The organism is Micromonospora sp. Utrum1 (assembly GCF_057197805.1).
In genome coordinates this window covers 3,012,008-3,028,200 of the sequence record NZ_CM170071.1, presented here as the reverse complement: position 1 = coordinate 3,028,200, position 16,193 = coordinate 3,012,008, and the positions used below count along the sequence as shown (strand labels likewise).

Genomic DNA, 16,193 nt, shown 5'->3' with positions numbered 1-16,193 from the left:
GATGGAGTCCCATGACCCTCTCGCTGCGCGCCACGGCCGTCAGCCTCGCCGCGATCCTGGCCGCCACCCTCGGCCTCACCCAGCCCGCCTGGGCCGCCAGCTACTCCGCCTCCCTGACCACGGCCGTCGCCGGCCTCCCCGTCGCCACCGAGGTCCGCACCGGCTACAGCCGCGACCTCTTCCCACACTGGATCGACGCCGATGGCGACGGCTGCAACACCCGCAACGAGGTCCTCTACGCCGAGGCCACCACCAAGCCCACGATCAGCGGCACCTGCACCCTCTCCGGCGGCCGTTGGTACTCCTACTACGACAACGCCTACTGGACGCTCACCGGCGACCTCGACATCGACCACATGGTGCCGCTCGCCGAGGCCTGGGACTCCGGCGCCCGCAACTGGACCACCAGCCGCCGCCAGGCGTACGCCAACGACCTGGGCGACTCCCGCGCGCTGGCCGCCGTCACCGACAACGTCAACCAGGCCAAGGGCGACCAAGACCCGGCCACCTGGATGCCGTCGTACGCCTCCGCCCGCTGCCGCTACATCGGCGAGTGGGTCGCGGTGAAGACCCGGTGGCGGCTGACCGTGGACAGCGCGGAGAAGAGCGCCCTGACCAGCTGGGCCAACAACTGCCCCGCCGCCACCATCTCCGTCACCTACGCCTACTGACGCCCGCCGTCGTTGGATCTTGGAGAGTTGTCGTTCGCTCCGAGCGTCAACTCTCCAAGATCGCAGGCTCCCTACGTTGAGGCCTGGCATCGTTGGTCGCCGGTTGGTCTGCCTTGACGGCCATCACCGCTGAGCGCTGTTCGGCTATCGAAACCAGCTGGCCGAGGAACTCGCGGAAGGGCCGGCAGAGGTTCGAGATGGCCCGCTGGTGGTCGTCATCGCTGACGAGGCAGTCCTCGGCGGCCTGTCCGATGGCATGATCCTCGGCGTGGCCGAACCTCCTGAACTGGTCGTCGGACGCCCCACCGGCGACCACCTGACCGTTCGCCTGATCGGAAGAATGCACCCCGGCAGCAGCGACTACTGGGACGGCAACTGGCTGATCAGCCCGATCTCGGCCCACCTTGGCAGGTTCTCAGCCCAGCTCTTCGCCGGGCTACGCGTCGATGAGCTCCAGACCTTCCGACACGGCCTGGAGCAGATGAATCAACAACTACATGGCGAAGCAGTGCTCACCTCGCTCGAAGGTTGGATCTCACTGACTGTGGCCTGTCGGCCGACCGGCTCGCTGTGCGTCACCGGAGAGCTTGTCGACGATCCCGGCGTCGGCAACCGCCTGACATTCGCCATCAGCGACCTCGACCAGACCGACATCCCCGCGATGCTCACAGCGCTGTCGGCAATCGAGCGCGCCTACCCGCTTCGCGGGCAGCGCTGACCTCTGCCGTCCGACCAACCATCCAGCGGCCAGTCTCACCAGGACGTTGCGAGGCGTGGGCGTCACTTGGCGGGTATTGATCCAATTCCGGAACGTACTCCATGGAATCGGACAAGCCGGCCCGGGAGCCGCACACCAAGTATCAGGGTCAGCGATGGTCGCTGTTGGTTCGCGTTGGACGGCCTGGAGACGGCATGCTGTCGATCTTGTGTGCGAGGCTTCGGCGGTGACTGACTTCGGCATCCGCGCAGCCACCCTGGCCGATTACGAATTCATGGTTGACATGCTCGTGGAGGCCGTGAACTGGCTGCCTGAGCGCAACTGGTCCCGCGAGCAGATCATGGCGAACCCCGCGCTGGCTCACTATGTCACCGGTTGGATGCAGCCGAACGACTTCGGCCTGGTGGCGGTGGACCCGGCTGATCGGCCAGTCGGCGCGGCCTGGTTCCGATACCTAACCGCCGCTGATCCGGGCTACGGGTACGTGGGTGACGACGTGCCAGAGCTGACTATCGGCGTGGCGGAAACCTGGCGAGGCCGCGATGTGGGCCGGGCGCTCTTGCGCGCTGTTCTGGACGTCGCACGAGAACGTGGCGTCCAGACGGTGTCGCTGAGCGTGGAGCGGGCGAACTTCGCTGCGAGGCTGTACGCCGCTGAAGGGTTCCGCACGGTTGAGTCGTTCGAGGACGCGGACACGATGGTCGCTGAGATCGGGGCCTGACGCTCGGTGGTGCCCCGGTCGAGTCACTGCACGGCAGGCCTGAGAGCACCATTGAACGGCGGCCGGCCCGGGATTGAGCAAGTTCGACGTCATGCCCCGGGCTACACCTGCGCCGACCGGACTGTGACGTTCGCCAGCCCGGCCGCTGGTCTGGAAATTCAGCAAGGTGTGCTCCGGGTCGCTGGCGGCGGGCGGCGTCGCTGGCGGCGGGCGGCGCGGTGCGTAGGGTCGTGCCATGGTCACCCTCAACGCCGTGCTGGGCGTCGCCGCGATCGAGCTGGGCATGGCGCTCATCCCCGGCCCGAACATGATCTACCTGGTCTCGCGGACCGTGACCCAGGGCCGCCGGGCGGGCCTGGCCTCGCTCGCCGGGGTGGCCTGCGGCTTCTTCGTCTACCCGGTCGCCGCCACGGCCGGCGTAGCCACGATCTTCGCCCTGGTGCCGGCGATCTACACGGCGTTGAAGCTGGCCGGCGCCGCGTATCTGCTGTGGCTGGCGTTCCAGGCGGTACGGCCTGGCGGCAAGTCGGCGTTCGCGCCCAACGCGCTGCCGCTGCACCGGCCCGGGAAACTGTTCACGATGGGCCTGGTCACCAACCTGCTCAACCCCAAGATCGCCATCATGTACGTCTCGCTACTGCCCCAGTTTGTCGATCCTGCCCGGGGCAGCGTCGCGGCGCAGATCTTTACGCTCGGTTTGGTCCAGATCACCATCGCGATCACCGTGAACGGCCTGATCGCGATGTCTGCGGGGTCGATCTCCCGGTTCCTCGGTGACCGACCGGGCTGGTTGAAGGCCCAGCGCTACGTGATGGGCACCGTGCTCGGCGCGTTGGCGGTGCGGATCGCCGCAGACCGGTCCCGCGCGGTGGTCACCGCCACGCCGTGATCCACCGGCGGTCAGGGGCCCCAGGGCGGCCGCACTCAAATGGGCACGTCCGGACGTTGGGCGCCTGCGGAGCGGTCATCGTCTGTGACGCCCGGTCGGCGGCATGAGAGTGAACGTGGACCATGCTCAGGTGCGGTGTAGCACCAGCGTGACGAAGCCCAGAACGTTGCGGTACCCGCGCAACCACTGATCTCGGTGCTCCCGGGCGACGGTGAGTGCCTTGGCGGCGTCCGGGTGGCCGGGATTGTCCAGGGCCCACTCGGTGAGCGATCCGATCCACGACCATTCGTAGTCGTCCCACTCGGCGGCGTCGCTGACATGGGCGTACACCGGCGTCCAGCCGGCCTGCTCGGCAGCGTCGACCAGACCGGCGAGGTCGGTGAATTCCTCAGGCTTCGCACTCAGCGCTGCGAGTGCCTCCGGAGTCGGCGTGACTTGCCAGAATCCCTCACCGACCATCAGGATGCCGTCGGCTTTCACATGCCGACCGGCCAGCTCCAGCGTCTCGCCGAATCCCCCGAAAGCGTGGGTCGACCCGACGCACAGCACCAGGTCGTAATCGCCGTCCGGCACGTACGTCCGGGCGTCGCGCTCGGGCAGTGTGAGCCGGTCGGCGAGGCCGCGTTCGGCGGCGGCGCTGGCGGCGCGTTCGAGGGCGTACGGGCTGACGTCTACGCCGTCCGCGTGCCCGTCGGGGTAGTGAGCGAGGGCCTGCAGCGCCCAGGTGCCCTCTCCGCACCCCAGGTCGAGGATACGAGCTGCGGGTTGGCGGCCGGCTCGGCGTAGGAGCCGGTTGAGGTTGACACCGAAGATCGGGGCCGCGATCGGGTGGTGCGAGTGCGCGATGCTGCTGAGCCGTTGACGATCCACCGGCAGAGTCAACACGAGTCCGGTCGATGCTCGCACTCAAGTTGTCATGCCGTGCAATCGGCGGCACATGTGGATATCCGATCGTGGTTGGTTGATCGCGCCGGGGCGGGGCCCCGCTCGGGTGTTCCCAGGGGTGCGCGAACGTCAGGAGCCGGCCCTAAACTGCGTCCGTGACGACACCCCTCACTCCGGTCGAGGTGGCCTTCGCGCTGTTGCGGGAGGGCCGTATCGGCGACGCCGAGAACCTCATGACCCGCGAGCTGCAGGCCGCCGCGGACAGACACGGTCACGGCAGCGCGGAATGGGCCTCGGCCCAGTGCGACCTCGGCAATGTGCTGCTCAACGCCGATCAACTGGGCCGCGCGATCGAGTGCTACCGCCTCGCCGTCTCTGCGACACCACGCGACCACGAGTCCCGCAAGGACCAGTTGACCTACCGACTCAATCTGGGCTTGGCGCTGCGCATGGCCGGACGACTCGACGAGGCCGAGACGCAGTTACGCCATGGTGTTGAGGAGCGCCTCGCCTTCTACGGGCGCGAGCATGCCGGGTACGCGTTCGGCCTCGAACCGCTGGCGGACCTGCTGCGGCAGCGCGGCGACGTGGCAGGTGCCCGGCAGGTCGTCGAGGAGGCGGTGGCCAACCTGTGGCGCAACGGGCACGAGCGGGTGGCGTCCGCGCTGGCGCTGCGAGCAGCGATTGTGCACGCCGGTGGCACCGACGAGCCGCTCTTCGTGGGCCTGCACCAGTTGCCGGACGAGGTCGTCGAGCAGGTCGGGCGAGTCGTCAACCAGATGGTGGACCACGACGATCCGGCATCCAAGCCCCTGCTCACCTCCCTGGTCGCCGCCTTGGAAGAGCGGCTCGGCATTGACCACCAGGCGACGCTCAACGCCTTGTCCGCGCTGGCGAACCTCGGCCGTGATCTGGGTGACCAGGTGGGGCGGATTGAGGCGATCGAGCGCGTGCTCGCCTCCTACGACCGGCAGGGCCGGCAGGAGGAGGCGCTGATGGCAGCGCTCGGCTTGGCGATGGCTCAGGACGAAGCCGGCGACGCCGAGGCGGCGCTGCGCACATACGCGTCGGCGCACGCGAGGGCGGAGCGCATCGGTCGTCCGGAGCTGCACAGTCAGGTGCTGCGCAACTGGGGTCTCGCGCTGAAGGAGGCGGGCCAGCTGGGCCTGGCGGAGCAACGGCTGACCGAGGCAGTGAACCAGGCACGCCGCGGCACCGACCACGACACGGTCGGGCGGGCCTGCATCGCCCTCGGTCTGTTCCTTCAGCATGAGGCACGGCTCTCGGAGGCCCGCACGGTCTTGGAAGAGGGCCTGACCGTCATGGATCCGGTACATCCGGACGCGATCATCGGCCGCAGCCACCTCGGTGCGGTCGTGGATGGCCGCACCTGCGGGTGTGGCGACATGGCGGGCACGATCGCCGACGCGTTCCGCGAGTTCGTCATCACCAGGCTTCCCGCGGACCTGCTCGACCGCCTCGACGTGGCGATCGTGGACGGCGACTTCAAGATCAAAGTCGGGCTGCGGCGAGAACCGGCCGAGTCCGAACTCGAGCGGCTCAACGACGTCTTCCAAACCGCTCACGCGGAATTCCGCCGCCGGCTCAGCGAGCCCCGCTACGCCGGCTGACCGCCCGACTGCCGTCGCAGTACCAGGCCATCGACGCACAAGACCAAGCCTCGACCGCGCCGAGATCACACGCACTGCTCCCGCCGCATCCGCGCGCCACCACCGTGGACAGCCGGCCGCACTCAGTGACGCGGTCAGAAGACCGCCATCCAGTTCGTCGACTAGGGCCTGTGTCGAAGTCGGTGGCGGGTGCAGGGGCGAGGAGGTTTCGGCGTGGCGGTGATCGATAAGTAGCGAGGTCTCCGGTAGATGGTTCATCGACGAAGAAGACCATCAGCACGGAGACCTCGTGGCCACTGTAGCGGTGACGAGGCGGCACGACCTGACTGACGCGCAGTGGGCGGCGCTGGAGCCGTTGCTGCCCGTGGGACGCAGGCCGGGTCGGCCGCCGACATGGACGAAGCGACAGCTCATTGATGGGATCAGGTGGCGGACCCGGGTGGGTGCGCCGTGGCGGGACATACCGGAGTGCTACGGGTCCTGGTCGGCGGCGTACGCGGTCTTCCGGCGTTGGCAGCGCGACGGGACCTGGGCGAAGATCCTGACCGCGTTGCAGGCAGTGGCCGACGAGGCCGGGTGGGTGACGTGGGACGTGTCGGTGGACTCGTCGGTCGCTCGGGCGCATCAGCACGCCGCCGGGGCGCGTAAAAGGGGGATCTGCAGGTCGAGCCGCCGGGCGGCGTGGCGGTCGAGCCCGACGATCATGCGCTCGGGCGGTCGCGGGGTGGACTGACGACGAAGTTGCACCTGGCGTGCGAGCAGGGGCAGAAGCCGTTGTCGATCGTGCTGACCGCCGGGCAGCGCGGGGACAATCCCCAGTTCGTCGCGGTGCTCGACGGCATCCGGGTGCCCCGCCTGAGCGCCGGTCGACCGCGCACCCGCCCGGATCGGGTCTTGGCCGACAAGGCGTACACGTCCAAGGCCAACCGCCGCTACCTGCGCCGCCGCGGAATCAAGGCCACCATCCCGTCGAAGGCCGACCAGGACGCCAACCGGCGCAAGAAGGGATCCAAGGGTGGCCGGCCACCGACCTTCGACCCCGAGCGGTACAAGCAGCGTCACGCCGTCGAATGCGGCATCAACCGACTCAAGCGCAACCGCGCCGTGGCGACCCGCTTCGACAAGCTCGCCGTGCGCTACGAAGCCACCGTGCACATCGCCGCGATCAACGAGTGGCTGTGACCGACTTCGACACAGGCCCTAGTGCTGCAGCGGCTGCCGTTCCAGGTCCAGGTCATCCAGAACGACAACGGCGCCGAGTTCCAGTCGGCTTTCCACTGGCACGTGCTGGACAAAGGCATCCCTTACCCAGGCGTAAACGATCATCGTCCGTCGCACAGGCGGCTGCCGGCGCCACAACGCCGTTGGCGCTGTCGTAGCCGGGCACCGACAACACAAGCCGCACCTGCACAGGTCACTTGGCGTTGAAGTAGTTGGCCTCGGGGTGGTGGACGACGATCGCGTCGGTGGCCTGCTCGGGGACGAGCTGGAACTCCTCCGAGAGCTGGACGTTGATCCGCTCGGCGCCGAGCAGCTCCACGATCTTCGCCCGGTCCTCCAGGTCGGGGCAGGCCGGGTAGCCGAACGCGTACCGGCAGCCGCGGTAGTCGGTGCGGAGCAGACCGGCCAGGTCCGCCGGATCCTCGTCGGCGACCGTACGCCCACCCGGCAGGACCAGCTCGGAACGGATCCGCCGGTGCCAGTACTCGGCCAGCGCCTCGGTGAGCTGCACCGACAGGCCGTGCACCTCCAGGTAGTCGCGGTACTCGTTGCCGGCGAACATCTTCGCCGTGTACTCGCTGATCGGCTGCCCCACGGTGACCAGCTGCAGCGCCACCACATCCAGCTGCTCGCCCTGCGGGCGGAAGAAGTCGGCCAAGCAGAGCCGGCGCTCCTGCCGCTGACGCGGGAACGAGAACCGGGCCCGCTCGCTGTGCCCGTTCTCGTCCAGGATCACCAGGTCGTTGCCCTCGGAGTACGCCGGGAAGTAGCCGTACACCACGGCCGCCTCGAGGACCTGGTCGGCGATGAGCCGGTCCAGCCAGTAGCGCAGCCGCGGCCGCCCCTCGGTCTCCACCAGCTCCTCATAGGACGGGCCCTTGCCGCCCCGGGCGCCGCGCAGCCCCCACTGGCCCAGAAAGGTGGCCCGCTCGTCGAGCAGCGCCGCGTAGTCGGCCAGCGGCACGCCCTTGACCACCCGGGTGCCGAAGAACGGCGGGGTGGGCACCTCCACGTCGGCAGCCACGTCGGAGCGGACCGACGCGTCGTCCAGCTCCGGCAGCGCCTCGCGGACCAGCGCCCGCTGCCGCTCCCGCCGCACCCGGCGCGCCGCCAGGGCGGCCTCCCGCTCCGGGTCGACCACCGGCGCGCCGCCCCGCTTGGCGGCCATCACCCGGTCCATGAGGGACAGCCCCTCGAACGCGTCCCGCGCGTAGTGCACCTGCCCGGGGAACGCCGCGCGCAGGTCGTCCTCCACGTACGCCCGAGTGAGCGCCGCGCCGCCGAGCAGCACCGGCCAGCGCTCGGCGACCCCGCGCGCGGCCATCTCGGCCAGGTTCTCCTTCATGATGACCGTGCTCTTGACCAGCAGGCCGGACATGCCGATGGCGTCGGCGCGGTGCTCCTCGGCGGCGTCGAGGATCGCGTTGATCGGCTGCTTGATGCCGATGTTGACGACGTCGTAGCCGTTGTTGGACAGGATGATGTCGACCAGGTTCTTGCCGATGTCGTGCACGTCGCCCTTGACGGTGGCGAGCACGATCCGCCCCTTGCCGTCGTCGTCGGTCTTCTCCATGTGCGGCTCCAGGTAGGCCACCGCGGTCTTCATCACCTCGGCGGACTGGAGCACGAACGGCAGCTGCATCTGGCCGGAGCCGAACAGCTCGCCGACCACCTTCATGCCGTCCAGCAGCAGGTCGTTGATGATGGACAGCGGCGTACGCCCCTCGGCCATCGCGGTGTCGAGGTCGGCCTCCAGGCCGTTGCGCTCGCCGTCGATGATCCGCCGCTTGAGCCGCTCGTCCAGCGGCAGCGCGGCCAACTCCTCGGCCCGGGTGGCCCGCGCCGAGGCGGCGTCGACGCCCTCGAAGACCTCGATGAACCGCTGCACCGGGTCGTAACCCTCGCGGCGCCGGTCGTAGACCAGGTCGAGCGCGATCTCGCGCTGCTCGTCCGGGATCCTCGACATCGGCAGGATCTTGCTGGCGTGCACGATCGCCGAGGTCAGGCCGGCCTGCGCGCACTCGTGCAGGAACACCGAATTGAGCACCTGCCGGGCCGCCGGGTTCAGGCCGAAGGAGACGTTCGAGATGCCCAGGGTGAAGTTGACCCCCGGGTAGCGGGCGGCGATCTCCCGGATCGCCTCGATCGTCTCGATCCCGTCGCGGCGGGTCTCCTCCTGGCCGGTGGCGATCGGGAAGGTCAGCGCGTCGATGAGGATGTCCTCCCGGCGCAGCCCCCACCGGCCGGTGAGGTCGTCGATCAGCCGACCCGCGACGCGTACCTTCCAGTCGCGGGTGCGGGCCTGGCCCTCCTCGTCGATGAGCAGCGCCACCACGGCGGCACCGTGCTCCCGGACCACCGGCATCACCCGGGCGTAGCGGGACTCCGGGCCGTCGCCGTCCTCGAAGTTGACCGAGTTGACCACGCAGCGGCCGCCGAGCATCTCCAGCCCCGCCTCGACCACGGCCGGCTCGGTGGAGTCCAGCATGATCGGCAGGGTGGAGGCGGTGGCGAACCGGCCGGCCAGCTCGCGCATGTCCTGCGTGCCGTCCCGGCCGACGTAGTCGACGCAGAGGTCCAGCAGGTGCGAGCCGTCCCGGGCCTGGCCGCGGGCGATCTCCACGCAGGCCTGCCAGTCGGCGGCGAGCATGGCTTCGCGGAACGCCTTGGAGCCGTTGGCGTTGCTCCGCTCCCCCACCATCAGGATGCTGGCGTCCTGGGCGAACGGCACATGGTGGTAGATCGAGGAGACGCCGGCCTCAGGGCGCGGCTCCCGGGCCACCGGCCGCCGCCCGCGCAGCCGCTCCACCAGCACCCGGATGTGCTCCGGGGTGGTGCCGCAGCAGCCGCCGACCAGGGCCACGCCGTAGTCGGTGACGAACTGGTCCAGCGCGTCGGCCAGCTCGACCGGGGTCAGCGGGAAGTACGCCCCGTCGGCGGTCAGCACGGGCAGGCCGGCGTTGGGCATCACCGAGACCGGGATACGCGAGTGCTGGGACAGGTAGCGCAGGTGCTCACCCATCTCCGCCGGGCCGGTCGAGCAGTTGAGGCCGATCAGGTCGACGCCGAGCGGCTCGATCGCGGTCAGTGCGGCGCCGATCTCGCTGCCCAGCAGCATGGTGCCGGTGGTCTCCACGGCCACCTGGCAGATGATCGGGACGTCCCGCCCCAGCTCGGCCCGGGCCCGCTTCGCGCCGACCACCGCGGCCTTGACCTGAAGCAGGTCCTGACAGGTCTCGATGATCAACGCGTCCGCCCCACCGGCGATCAGCCCGGCGGCGTTCTCCTGGTACGCGTCCCGCAGCGTGGCGTAGGCCGCGTGCCCGAGGGTGGGCAGCTTGGTGCCGGGACCCATCGAGCCGAGCACGAACCGGGGCTGCTCCGGCGTCGCGAACGCGTCGGCGGCCTCCCGGGCGAGCCGCGCGCCCGCCTCGGAGAGCTCGCGGATCCGCTCGGCGATGCCGTACTCGGCGAGGTTGGGCAGGTTGGCGCCGAAGGTGTTGGTCTCCACGCAGTCCGCGCCGGCGGCCAGGTAGGCGTCGTGCACGCCGCGGACCACGTCCGGGCGGGTGACGTTGAGGATCTCGTTGCAGCCCTCGAGGCCCTCGAAGTCGTCCAGGGTCAGGTCGGCGGCGTGGAGCATGGTGCCCATCGCGCCGTCGGCGATGAGGATCCGGTCTGCCAGCACATCGAGCAACGAAGTCCGCACAGGGCCAGGTTAGTGCGGCGCGCCGTCGACGGGTCACCGCAACCTCGCCTTCCCACATACTGTCAGCGGGATCACCGCGTACCTTTCATCCGGTTCGCCCGAGTGGTCGGGCCGGGTGACCGGCGCGGCCGACGGGCCGCGCCCGGCGGCGGCACGTAGGCTGGCGGACGTGAAGGACAACAGGGACGCGACCGTGCACGGCGGGCGGACGGCCGGGCGACGCCCGGGCGCCCCTCGCGAGCAGGGTGAGGTGACGGCGTGACCGAGTTCGACGGACTGCCGGTGCTGCGGTCCCCGGTCGCCATCGCTGCCTTCGAGGGGTGGAACGACGCCGCCGACGCCTCCACCGCGGCGGTGGAGCACCTGGAGCAGGTCTGGCAGGCGCGGCAGGTGACCGAGCTGGACCCGGAGGACTTCTACGACTTCCAGGTGAGCCGGCCGACCATCACCATGGCCGACGGCGAGACCCGCCGGGTCGAGTGGCCGACCACCCGGTTCATGGTGGCCAGCCCCGAGGGCACCGAGCGGGACGTGGTGCTGATTCGCGGCATCGAGCCGAGCATGCGCTGGCGCACCTTCTGCGAGCAGGTGCTGGAGATCTGCCACAGCCTCGAGGTCGAGCGGGTGGTGCTGCTCGGCGCGCTGCTGGCCGACGTGCCCTACACCCGGCCGCTGCCGATCAGCGGCAGCGCCTCGGACGCCGACGCCGCCAAGCGCTACCAGCTCACCCCCACCCGCTACGACGGGCCGACCGGCATCGTCGGGGTTCTGCACGACGCGTGCACCCGGGCCGAGGTGGACGCCGTGTCGTTCTGGGTGCACGTGCCGCACTACGCCAACAACCCGCCCTGCCCCAAGGCCACCCTGGCGCTGCTGCACCGCGTCGAGGAGGTGCTCGACCTGCCGGTGCCGATGGCCGACCTCGCCGAGGAGGCCGCCGAGTGGGAGCAGCGGGTGCGCAGCGCCGCCGAGCAGGACGCCGAGCTGGGCGAGTACGTCCGTGAGCTGGAGGAGCGGGTCGGCGACGTCGGCATCACCCCGCTGACCGGCGACGAGATCGCCCAGGAGTTCGAGAAATACCTGCGCCGCCGGGGCGGCTCCGCCGGCCCCACCGCCGGCTCCTGGTAGCTGTTCTGCGAAGAAGACCGGGTCCTGCCGAGGGCCCGGTCTCTTCGTGTCCGGGGTGGCGAGGTCACCCGTTCTACGGAATCCTAGGAACCTAGCTGTCAGGAGGAGGCGGGCGATGCAGATCAATCCCGGCGCGGCCGAGTTCCCGCACCGGCAGATCGCCGCGCAGCTCAAGGCCCAGGTGCGCCGCGGCGACTGGGGGCCCGGCGAGCGGCTGCCGTCCATCCCGGCGATCGCCGAGATGTTCGGCGTGGCGAAGCAGACCGTGCAGCGCGCCGTCGACCAGCTGCGGGTCGAGGGCATCCTGATCACCAAGCCGGGCTCCGGTACGTACGTCCGGGGGACCCGGCGCCGGCTCAACCGGCTCTCCCGCGGCCGGTACGGCGGCTTCCGCGGCTACCACACCCACCTAGCCGCCCGTTACCGCCAGCAGCTCGTCTCGGTGGGCCGCGCCGCCGCCCCGCCCGAGGTGGCCGACGCGTTCGGGGTGGCCGACGGCACCGAACTGCTCTGCCGGCGGCACCTGGTCCGCACCGACGACTCACCCGTCGAGGTAGGCGCCTCCTGGTTCCTGCCCGCCGACACCGCCGGCACCTCGCTCGAGCGGGCCGAGGCGTTCGGCCGCCCGCTCTACCAGGAGGCCGAGGAGGCAACGGGCCGGCGGTACCACACCGCGACCGATACGATCAGCGCCCGCCAGCCCAGCCGGGAGGAGGCGGAGATCCTCCAGATCCGCCCGGACACCCCGGTGCTGCACCTGCTGCATGTCGCCTACGACGCCCAGCGCAAGCCGATCGAGGTCGCCCACGCCACCTGGCCCGGCCCCATGACCACGCTCACCGAGGAGTACCGGATCCCCGCCCCCGCACCGGACCAGGATCCCGACCCGGGGCTGGTCCTCGGCTGATGCCAGCCGGTGGCCGGCGCCTCGCCGGTGCTGCTTACTTGATCAGAAATCCCGCGTGAAAGGGCCGGATCCCGTTCCGGGACCCGGCCAGCCTTCTCCTGAATCGGCTCAGCTGGAGTAGCCGCGTTCGGCGACCCAGTCAGCGACCCTGTCGTCGCTCATCCAGTAGTGCTTCGACGGGTCGTACGGGTCGGCGATCTTCATCGTGTCACCGCCGTCGCGGAAACCGACGATGGTGAGATAGTGCCCACCCGGGTACGAATACTGGTTGCCGTGGGTGTCGACCGCGGTGCCCATGATGTTGGCTACCACGCCACGCTTGGCGTCGACCGCCTCGACCACGTCCGTGCGCAGCTTGTCCACCTGAGCCGGTTCGGCCTCGGGGGTCTTGATCTCGGTGGTCTCGTAGCCACCGCCGGTCAGCTCGTTGAGAACCCGGGTAGTGTCGTCGACCGAGTTGGTGCCGGCCTGGGTCGTGCCCAGCTTGTCGGCGACCTCCCGCTGGCTCACGACCTTGCCCTGGGTGGACAGGGCGATCCGAGTTGCGGCCGGCGCGCAGTAGTAAGAGTTCGGCTGTCGCTCATAGTCGTAGTGGAGCACCCGCCTGCCCTCGTCAGCCGGAGGCGGAGGCGACGGGGGCGGAGGAGGCGGCGGCGGCTGGGCCTGCTCAGCGTAGGCCGGTTTGGTCTCAACCTGGGCAGGCCGGACGGCCGTCACCGGACCGGCAGTCGCCTGGGTAGCGATCGCCGGACCAGCGACGGTCCCGCTGGCCAGCACGGCAACGGACAGCACGCTCTTGCGGAAAATCGACTTCATCGTGAAGCTCCCATCGGGTTGGCTTCTCGGCTGTCGCCCGCCGCTTACCCGCGGCCCGATCCAGAAAACGCCACAACCTACCCGAGTAGAAGGGCGAGCGGGGCGGTTTTCCGCAAACACGTGGGCGGGGCGATCCGTTTGGGGTAGAGAGGGCGCCCGCGATCAGGAAGATCGCGGGAGAACCCGGACAGGCGACTCCGGATCTTCCGGGCGAAGGCGGTCAAACCATCGGCCTCCGCGCAAGCCCGCTGACGGCGCGACGGTTACTCGGGAGCGGGGCGGGAAAACGATGAAGACCTGGACGTCATTCGGTCAGGCCAGGGGTATAGACCGGGCAGGAGGAGTCCGCGACCTGCACCGCGTCAGTCCAAGGTCAGCTTCAGCGCTGGCCGGGCGGTCAGCGAGTGGCTGGTCATGAAGGCCAGGTCGATCGCCGGATCGCTGAACGTGATCGTGGCCGGCGAGCTGGTGAGGATCCCGTGGGGGACGGGCAGGTCCGGAGTCAGCGTGATCGTGACACCGGGCAGCCGTCCGACGAAACGGGTGGCGTAGACGGCCGCCCCACCGCTCAGCGTCAGCCGGTCGGTGGCCAACCGCGTGGTACGTCCAGCCGGGCCCGGCACACGGAGCAGGAAGTCATCGGTGATCGCCCGGTCCATGCTGAATTTCAACACCCGCACAGTGCCGCCGGCGGTGGGCAGGTCGACGATCCCCTGGATGCGGAGTCCCGTCATGGTCACCGTCGAGCCGGTCACCGTGGACAGGGTCTCCGCCACCACCGGCTGCCCCGGCTCGGCGGGAAGATGCGGGAACGGCTTGCCTGCCTCCTCAGGGCCCGTCGGGGTCGCCTCGCGATGGGGGCAGTCTAGTGCGGCATCCCTCGGCGGAGGGCCGGCCAGCGCGGTCGGGGGCGGCCCAGGGCTGGGGGTCGGTGCAGGCTCCGGCGGGGCCGCAGCCCTCTCATCGTCGTGCTCGGCGCCGTCAGACCGGTCACCGATCCCGCCGAGGATGAGGATGTCGTTCACACTGGCATACCCGCCTGCGCTGATCGAGGATGGGCGGGCCGCGCCGGTCGGCGCGAGCCGGTTCGCGTTCGGCAGGCCGCTCGGTGCCCGCCGGGTCGGGCAGGTGGGCCCGTCCAACGTTGGGGCGGGCACGATGGAGGCCCGCGCCGGGCCGGGCGCGGCCAGCGCCACCGCGGCGGTGATCCCGAGCAGCAACGCGATGAACCGCGGATCGGCCGGTCGGGGCCCGCGGCGCGCGGCCTCCGGCCCCTCCGCCCGCCCGCACGTCCCGGCCCCTGCGGTCTCGCCGTACCCGGCAGGCGACGGCGGGGAGACGTAAGGCCGCATCCGGTCGCACCCGAACATCAGCTCGTGGACGAGGGCCGGCTGCGCGCGCTCGGGGCTGCGTCGGGGGCCCGCGGGTCGGCTTCCGTGCCGGGCGGCAGCTCGTCCCACCCCGTCCCATGGTCCGGTGTCCCGTCCCCCGCCGTCGCGTCGTCGCGGGCCGCTTCGTCCCGGGCCGCCCCGTCGCCGGCCGCCTCGTCCGGCGCCGTCCCGTCGCCGGCTGGTTCGTTCCCGAGTGCGTCGGTCCGGAGCATGTCCGGCACCCAGGCGAAGCCGAGGCCGCTGCCCACCAGGCCGAGCAGCAGACCGATGAAGAAGCCGCCGAGGTTCACCCCGATCAGCGAGAAGAGCACGGTCACCGCGGCGACCACGGCGTAGAAGATCCGGTGTTGCAGCTTGAACCACATCAGCAACCCACAGGTCACCAGGATGGTAGGGATCAGCCAGGACAGGAAACCGGTCGGCCCCATCTGGAAAGCGAGACCTGCGAGCGACATCTGGGTGGTGCCGAAGATCTCCAGACCGGCCAGTGCGGTGAGCAGCCCGCCCCAGAACGGCCGTGTCCGCCGCCAGCGGCGGAAGCCGCGCCAAGGGACGGGAATCCGCTTCGGCGAGGCGTGTCGGGGTTCGGCGCTTGTCACCTTTGCCTCCTGCAAGTGAGGGGTCGAGCGCAGCCACCACCTCACGGAGGGCGGTGATCAGCTCAGAAGCACTCCTTGGCGGCCGCCCCGACGTTGACCTTGAGCTTCAGTCCGGTGAGATTGAACGTCCCGGCCTGGGTGGAGCGGGCCACCTGGCGAAGGTTCTTGATCGTTACCGCGTCAGCCTGCTGGCCGAAGGCCTTCCGGCCACCCTTCGCGCCGTCGGGCCCGCCTTCAAGCGTCGATGCGTCCTGTCCGATGTGGATGTTGGTGAACTCGACGTCACCCTCGAGCGACTCGACATCGATCAACAGATCGCTCGCGGTGGCAGGCCTACCGCCACCGCCCGCAGTGATGGTGAGCACCACGGGAGCGCCGGGCGTCTTCACCGACTGGCAGAGGTCGAAAAGCTGCGCCCGGCGGATGCCGGTGACCGCCACCGGATGCTTCGTGCCGTCGATCTCCTCCGCGACACCGCCGTACTGGACGAATCCCTCACCGCGCAGCTCCGAGGCGGAGACCTTGAACGTCTGGCCGGAGACGGCGAACGAGGCGGCCATGGCACCGTGCGCCATGCCGAACACGATCGCGCCGGCGATGGCGGTCGCCGGTAGCGCCAGCGCGGCGAACCGCCGCCACCGAGTACGGCCCAGGGTGTCGACTCGCTCCTGCACGATTCCTCCTCATGGTGGATGTCGCGCCGGGAGGCCGGGTGGGCTCGGACAAGGTCCGTCACCAGCTCACGGGCAGGGTCACGGAGATACGAAGATGGTTCCGGCCCGCAGCACGCGTCAGGAGACGCCGCTTACCCGAAGCTAACACGATGTAGCCGTGCGGGAGTCGATTCCTTACTGAGAGTGAGGTACGTAGGCCGCCCTCGACGCACAACGGCTTCCCGACGGGCATC

At 70.0% G+C, this 16,193-nt stretch carries 13 protein-coding genes and 1 pseudogene; 8 read left to right on the top strand and 6 right to left on the bottom strand.

Features of this window, described 5'->3' with window-relative positions:
• Positions 1-11 precede the first annotated feature (11 nt).
• From AC0OLQ_RS14360 to AC0OLQ_RS14345, 4 genes are all read left to right on the top strand, one after another.
• On the top strand, positions 12-671 hold the full coding sequence (locus AC0OLQ_RS14360) for an HNH endonuclease family protein (RefSeq protein ID WP_484531716.1): 660 nt from the start codon (positions 12-14) through the stop codon (positions 669-671).
• A 208-nt stretch (positions 672-879) separates the two neighbouring features.
• Positions 880-1,389, top strand: a complete 510-nt coding sequence (locus AC0OLQ_RS14355; RefSeq protein ID WP_484531715.1) for a WapI family immunity protein — start codon at positions 880-882, stop codon at positions 1,387-1,389.
• Positions 1,390-1,615: 226 nt separating this feature from the next.
• Positions 1,616-2,110 carry a GNAT family N-acetyltransferase gene (locus tag AC0OLQ_RS14350; RefSeq protein ID WP_484531714.1) on the top strand — a complete coding sequence of 165 codons (495 nt, stop codon included), beginning with the start codon at positions 1,616-1,618 and terminating at the stop codon, positions 2,108-2,110.
• A gap of 235 nt (positions 2,111-2,345) precedes the next feature.
• Positions 2,346-2,999 (top strand): LysE family translocator, encoded by a 654-nt coding sequence (locus tag AC0OLQ_RS14345; RefSeq protein WP_484531713.1) that lies wholly within the window; start codon positions 2,346-2,348, stop codon positions 2,997-2,999.
• 126 nt (positions 3,000-3,125) lie between these two features.
• Here AC0OLQ_RS14345 and AC0OLQ_RS14340 read toward each other — a convergent pair whose 3' ends face one another.
• Positions 3,126-3,869 (bottom strand): SAM-dependent methyltransferase, encoded by a 744-nt coding sequence (locus AC0OLQ_RS14340; protein ID WP_484531712.1) that lies wholly within the window; start codon positions 3,867-3,869, stop codon positions 3,126-3,128.
• Between the two features lie 170 nt (positions 3,870-4,039).
• Between AC0OLQ_RS14340 and AC0OLQ_RS14335 the strand changes: the two genes are divergently transcribed.
• Positions 4,040-5,515 (top strand): hypothetical protein, encoded by a 1,476-nt coding sequence (locus AC0OLQ_RS14335; protein WP_484531711.1) that lies wholly within the window; start codon positions 4,040-4,042, stop codon positions 5,513-5,515.
• Positions 5,516-5,819: 304 nt separating this feature from the next.
• Positions 5,820-6,697, top strand: a protein-coding gene (locus AC0OLQ_RS14330; RefSeq protein ID WP_484532349.1) for an IS5 family transposase whose coding sequence is annotated in 2 segments (ribosomal slippage) — positions 5,820-6,185 and positions 6,188-6,697 — 876 coding nt in all. Because the reading frame shifts where the segments join, the coding sequence is not laid out codon by codon here.
• A 232-nt stretch (positions 6,698-6,929) separates the two neighbouring features.
• On the opposite strand, the gene metH is transcribed toward AC0OLQ_RS14330, so the two are convergent.
• Positions 6,930-10,445, bottom strand: coding sequence for a methionine synthase (gene metH / locus AC0OLQ_RS14325; RefSeq protein ID WP_484531710.1), 3,516 nt, complete (start codon positions 10,443-10,445; stop codon positions 6,930-6,932).
• 258 nt (positions 10,446-10,703) lie between these two features.
• Here metH and AC0OLQ_RS14320 point away from each other — a divergent pair, with 258 nt between their 5' ends.
• Entirely contained in the window at positions 10,704-11,573 is an 870-nt protein-coding gene (locus AC0OLQ_RS14320; protein WP_484531709.1) for a PAC2 family protein, read from the top strand.
• Between the two features lie 115 nt (positions 11,574-11,688).
• Entirely contained in the window at positions 11,689-12,480 is a 792-nt protein-coding gene (locus tag AC0OLQ_RS14315) for a GntR family transcriptional regulator (RefSeq protein ID WP_484531708.1), read from the top strand.
• Positions 12,481-12,588: 108 nt separating this feature from the next.
• Here the strand turns inward: AC0OLQ_RS14315 and AC0OLQ_RS14310 are convergent, their stop codons facing one another.
• The 4 genes and pseudogenes from AC0OLQ_RS14310 to AC0OLQ_RS14295 all read right to left on the bottom strand — a co-directional run bounded on the left by AC0OLQ_RS14310 (position 12,589) and on the right by AC0OLQ_RS14295 (position 15,960).
• Entirely contained in the window at positions 12,589-13,296 is a 708-nt protein-coding gene (locus tag AC0OLQ_RS14310; RefSeq protein ID WP_484531707.1) for a C39 family peptidase, read from the bottom strand.
• Positions 13,297-13,658: 362 nt separating this feature from the next.
• On the bottom strand, positions 13,659-14,492 hold the full coding sequence (locus tag AC0OLQ_RS14305) for a hypothetical protein (protein ID WP_484531706.1): 834 nt from the start codon (positions 14,490-14,492) through the stop codon (positions 13,659-13,661).
• A 275-nt stretch (positions 14,493-14,767) separates the two neighbouring features.
• A pseudogene (locus AC0OLQ_RS14300) lies at positions 14,768-15,286 on the bottom strand (DUF6114 domain-containing protein); the annotation flags it as partial.
• A gap of 62 nt (positions 15,287-15,348) precedes the next feature.
• Complete coding sequence (locus AC0OLQ_RS14295; RefSeq protein ID WP_484531705.1) at positions 15,349-15,960, bottom strand: DUF6230 family protein; 612 nt, start codon at positions 15,958-15,960, stop codon at positions 15,349-15,351.
• Positions 15,961-16,193 lie beyond the last annotated feature (233 nt).

Coding starts and splice junctions, on each gene's coding strand:
- AC0OLQ_RS14310 (WP_484531707.1), bottom strand. CDS start 13,296: ATGAAGTCGATTTTCCGCAAGAGCGTGCTGTCCGTTGCCGTGCTGGCC.
- AC0OLQ_RS14345 (WP_484531713.1), top strand. CDS start 2,346: ATGGTCACCCTCAACGCCGTGCTGGGCGTCGCCGCGATCGAGCTGGGC.
- AC0OLQ_RS14315 (WP_484531708.1), top strand. CDS start 11,689: ATGCAGATCAATCCCGGCGCGGCCGAGTTCCCGCACCGGCAGATCGCC.
- AC0OLQ_RS14360 (WP_484531716.1), top strand. CDS start 12: ATGACCCTCTCGCTGCGCGCCACGGCCGTCAGCCTCGCCGCGATCCTG.